Origin of the sequence: Thermoclostridium caenicola, from assembly GCF_900142095.1 — a bacterium.
Classification (GTDB): Bacteria; Bacillota; Clostridia; order DSM-8532; family DSM-8532; genus Thermoclostridium_A; species Thermoclostridium_A caenicola.
This window is the reverse complement of sequence record NZ_FQZP01000083.1, coordinates 1-4,242: the sequence shown is the minus strand read 5'-3', so window position 1 is coordinate 4,242 and position 4,242 is coordinate 1. Positions and strand designations below refer to the sequence as shown.

General features: G+C 41.0%; 4 protein-coding genes. All 4 read right to left on the bottom strand.

Translation table 11 applies throughout. From position 1 onward, the window contains the following. Positions 1 to 69: 69 nt before the first annotated feature. On the bottom strand, positions 70 to 1,104 hold the full coding sequence (locus F3H12_RS12820; RefSeq protein WP_149679711.1) for a leucine-rich repeat domain-containing protein: 1,035 nt from the start codon (positions 1,102 to 1,104) through the stop codon (positions 70 to 72). Between the two features lie 324 nt (positions 1,105 to 1,428). Then, positions 1,429 to 2,199, bottom strand: a complete 771-nt coding sequence (locus F3H12_RS12815; RefSeq protein WP_340162589.1) for a leucine-rich repeat domain-containing protein — start codon at positions 2,197 to 2,199, stop codon at positions 1,429 to 1,431. Then, positions 2,148 to 2,567, bottom strand: a complete 420-nt coding sequence (locus tag F3H12_RS12810) for a hypothetical protein (protein WP_149679709.1) — start codon at positions 2,565 to 2,567, stop codon at positions 2,148 to 2,150. Before F3H12_RS12810 ends, F3H12_RS12815 begins: the two co-directional genes overlap by 52 nt. Positions 2,568 to 2,830: 263 nt before the next feature. After that, a complete protein-coding gene (locus tag F3H12_RS12805; RefSeq protein WP_149679708.1) occupies positions 2,831 to 4,024 on the bottom strand; it encodes a leucine-rich repeat domain-containing protein in 1,194 nt (397 codons plus the stop codon). Between the last annotated feature and the right edge of the window lie 218 nt (positions 4,025 to 4,242).

Sequence of the window (4,242 nt, the reverse complement as noted above, 5' to 3'; positions counted from 1 at the left end):
GTGTAAAAAAGCAGATGATCTATGATGATCATCTGCCAACAATACATATGCTACTTCATTTTACTTGGTTCAACCCCAACATTTGACGTAGAGCCTGAGTTTCTCAATATCACTGTTGCTGATCGGATTTTTCCGCAATTTTAGTGTTTGAAGTTTGGTAAGGCTGCTGAGTGGGCTGATGTCATCAATATCATTATAGCTGATATCCAATCGTTCCAAGTTTGTCAGCCCTTTTAGAGCACTGATATCCCTAATCTGATTACCCCTCAGAATCAGGTTTTCCAGGTTGGTCAGGCCTTTTAAAGCGCTGATATCATCAATTTGGTTATGACTTAAGTCAAGCTTCTTAAGATTCTTCAAATTCTTGAGAGCGCTGATATCATGAATCTGGTTGTCGTCCATCTCCAGAGTTTCAAGGCTGGTCAGCCCGGCTAAAACACTGGCATCCGTGATCTGGTTCTGACTAATATCTAACTCTTTCAGGCTCTTTAATCCCATTAAGGCACTGATATCATCAATTTTATTGTTTCGCACATCCAGCCTTTCAAGTTTGGTTAATCCTTTGAGAACACTGATATCGGTAATTTGATTGCTGGCCAGGGTCAGACTGTCCAGATTTTTCAATTCCGCCAGCGCGCTGATATCGCTGATATTGTTGCTGAGCAGGCTCAGTGAAGTAAGGTTTGTCAGTGTTTTCAACGAACTGATATTACTGATTTGTGTATCATACAAATGCAGTATTTCTAAGGTTTTCAGTTCACTCAAAGGGCTGATATCGCCAATCGGGTTGGAATCCAGGGATAGCCATTCAATGCTTTTGAGTTCCTTCAGCGGGCTGACATCACGGATCTGATTATCGTCCAGTTGTAATACCAAAAGCTTCTCAAGACCATTTACAGCACCGAGCTGGCTGATTTGGTTTATGCGAAGATCTAACCTTTGAAGGTTTGTCAGCGTATTTAATGCGCTGAAATCGCTGATTTTATTATCATAAAGAACTAGCGTTTCAAGGTTTTTCAGTCCGGCCAAAGGGCTGATATCACTCAGCAACATCATGCAGATAAGTATGATTAGGCCTTTCGCATGTTTTTTGTTCATTTTCATATCTCAACCTCTCTTTCATTGTTATCTGCTTATTACCGGAAAAAAGATTCGTTTAAGGCATGATGCTTCCGGTGGATCTCTTGAAACTTTCTTTGTTGTTACTCGTTGGTCACTGGTAAAAGAATATATTCAATTTGGAGATAAAGTCAATATCATCCATATATAGAATTGATGCAGCTGACAAATACCAGCGAAAAAGAAGGTTAGATTTCCGTATACTCAAATGGGCTGAACCTTAAAAGTTCAGCCCATTCAGGATTGTTGTGCTGTATTATTGGAATACCACCATGCGGCAATTTTAAAAATAATCATGGATCCAAAATTTCAGTAATATATTTCCGTGTTGGGTAAAGCTTTTTTGAGTTCTTTGATGTCACGCTCGCTGAGGGGATTGTTATGTAAACTCAAGTATTTCAGGCCGGTTAATTCTTTCAGCGGACTGATATCGCTGATCAGGTTATGTGACAGGTCCAAATCTTCAAGGACGGTCAGTCCGGCCAAAGCGCTGATATCGCTGATTTTATTATGGCTTAAATACAGTAATTCAAGGTTGGATAATTCTTTTATAGCGCTGATATCACTGATTTTATTCATGCTTAGAACCAGGACTTCAAGGCTATTTAAACCTTTTAAAATGTTGATATCGCTGATAAGGTTATTCCCCAGATCCAGATGTTCAAGGCTGGAAAGATGTTCCAGTACGCTTATATCGCTGATCTTGTTGGAGGCCAAACTCAAAAACTCCAGCCTGGAGAGATTCTTCAATTCACTTATATCCTCTATTACATTAGAATATAAATTCAGGTACTTGATATTTTTCAAAGCTTTCAGGGCACTGATGTCGCTGACTAAACTGTTGTTTAAGTATAAATTTTCAAGTTCAGCCAGTCCGCTTAAGGGGCCAATATCACTGAGTTTACTTCCATCCAAATAAAAAGCTCTCAGACTTGTAAGGTCTTCCAGGGGGGTGATATCGCTAATTTGAGTATCGTATAAAAATAAAGTGTTCAGTTTATGCATACCCTTAAGCGGGCTAATGTCGCTTATGGGCTTATAGCCGATGCATAGGCTCTCCAGTTCGGTGAAGAATACCAAATCCTGAAAGTTTTTATTTCTCCGATATTCCGGTATTCCTGATCATTTATCTTGATCATGTCGTCTTTATTGACCCCATCGGCTGCGAGTGTTTCTCCGGTAATTTCTATTATGGTTATATGTGACAAATCTGAACGCAATACCTGGTTCCGGCCGAAATATTTGCGAACGGCCTTTTCAAAAGCCTGGTCTTTGAATTGAACAGCATTTGATGAAATTTCCGGCTTAGCCTTTTTCGTATGAACTTTTTGCTCCACGCCGACGGTGATCCTGGAACAGGAGGCCAGGGCTGTGCCCAACGCCATGATACAAACCAAAACGGCCGCAGTTCTGATTGAGCGCTTTCTTTTAAAACTGATCTTTGCCATAACGCTTGCCTCGCTACATCCATATTTTGCATCTCTGCATATATGTGCTTATCATAATATAAGGCATCCCGGATTTCAATAAGATGTGATAAGGAAACGCTTAAGGTTAAGCGAGCCATTACCTCTGTTTAACCCTTGGATTACCGCATACTCAAAAAAGGCTGAACACTTATGGTTCAGCCCTTTCGGGATTGCACAGGCGCTGTGTATCTCATTGAACATTGCCATGTGCCAGTATTTATCAGCCAGTGTGAAAAGATGTATCAGTATTCTATTTCTATGTCAGGCAGCGCCTCTTTCAATTCCCTGATTTGCTGCTCACCGACAGGGTTATTGGTCAAGTCCAAATATTTAAGATTGGTCAATCCTTTCAGCGGACTTAAGTCCCTGATCTGGTTCCCATCCAGGGCCAGGGCCTGAAGATTGGTCAATCCAGCCAATGGGCCGATATCGCTGATTTGGTTGTTGCTTAGATTAAGAACTCCCAGTTTGTGCAGATCCTTCAGTGCGCTGATATCGCTGATTTGATTATCCGTCAGGAATAAATATTCAAGGTTTGCCAGATCCTTTAGTGAGCTGATATTGCGGATTTGGTTGCCCGACAGGTATAGTACCTTGAGATTCGCAAGACCTTTCAGCGGACTGATATCACTGATTTGGTTCGCATCCAGATACAACTGCTCAAGCATAGTCAGTTTTTTCAGCGGACTGATATCGCTGATTTGGTTGTCACCTAATTTTAAAAGCCATAGCTTTTCCAATCCGCTTAATGGACTGATATCAGTGATTTGATTGGACCATAGCTCAAGGATTGAAAGCTCGGTCAGGTTTCTCAGCGGGCTGATATCGCTGATCCGATTCTGTGACAAAAACAAAACCTCAAGGTTTTTCAGTTTCTCCAATGTACCGATATCGCTGATGTTGCTGTTTGACAAACTTAAGCCGAACAAGTTGTGCAAATCCTTTAGAAAACTGATATCGTCTATGTGTTTATCGCTGACTAATAAACTTTCAAGATCCGGAAGAAGTCGCAAATCATCGAGGCTTTGGATTTCTCCAAAACCTGTATACTCCTGTGAATTGATTCCAATTACATCACCATTGACAGAGTCATCCATCCTGCCTGCTGTTCCCTGTATCATGATATCGGTTATTTCCTCTAAATCGGTGCTTAATATTGCTCCTTCCGTTTTACCTATAAAATCGCGGATAACGTTTTCAATAGCGGCATCTTTGAACTGTACGATGTTTGGTGCTGTCGGCAGGTCTTCGTTGTTGTCCTGCTCCGCTTCGTCGTCGGAGGACGTGGGATTTTCCAAAAGTTCGCCTGAATCTTCGCTTACCGGTGTTGAAGAGGGATTTGTCTTGACAGCGATTCTTGAGCAGGATGCTGACAGAAAGCCGAACACAATAATACAAGCCGCTACGATGATATTCCTGATGTGTTCCTTTTTCATTTCATTCAGCCTCTCTTTCCAAGAAAGTTGCCTCAGCAGTCGATGATTCAAAATAGTTTTGTCAAGGTTTTTGTGTTGCTGGTTGGGTTGATATAAATTGCAATATTAAATGCCGTGAAAAAATTGGTAAATCCATTGCTTACTGGAATAAATTCTATACATCATACCGCCATTTCTATGGCTGACCTATAACCAAACATTCTTCTTGGATATTCATT

Excerpts from the sequence above, each read along its gene's own strand:
- F3H12_RS12820 (WP_149679711.1), bottom strand. The coding sequence starts at position 1,104 with ATGAAAATGAACAAAAAACATGCGAAAGGCCTAATCATACTTATCTGC.
- F3H12_RS12810 (WP_149679709.1), bottom strand. The coding sequence starts at position 2,567 with ATGGCAAAGATCAGTTTTAAAAGAAAGCGCTCAATCAGAACTGCGGCC.
- F3H12_RS12805 (WP_149679708.1), bottom strand. The coding sequence starts at position 4,024 with ATGAAAAAGGAACACATCAGGAATATCATCGTAGCGGCTTGTATTATT.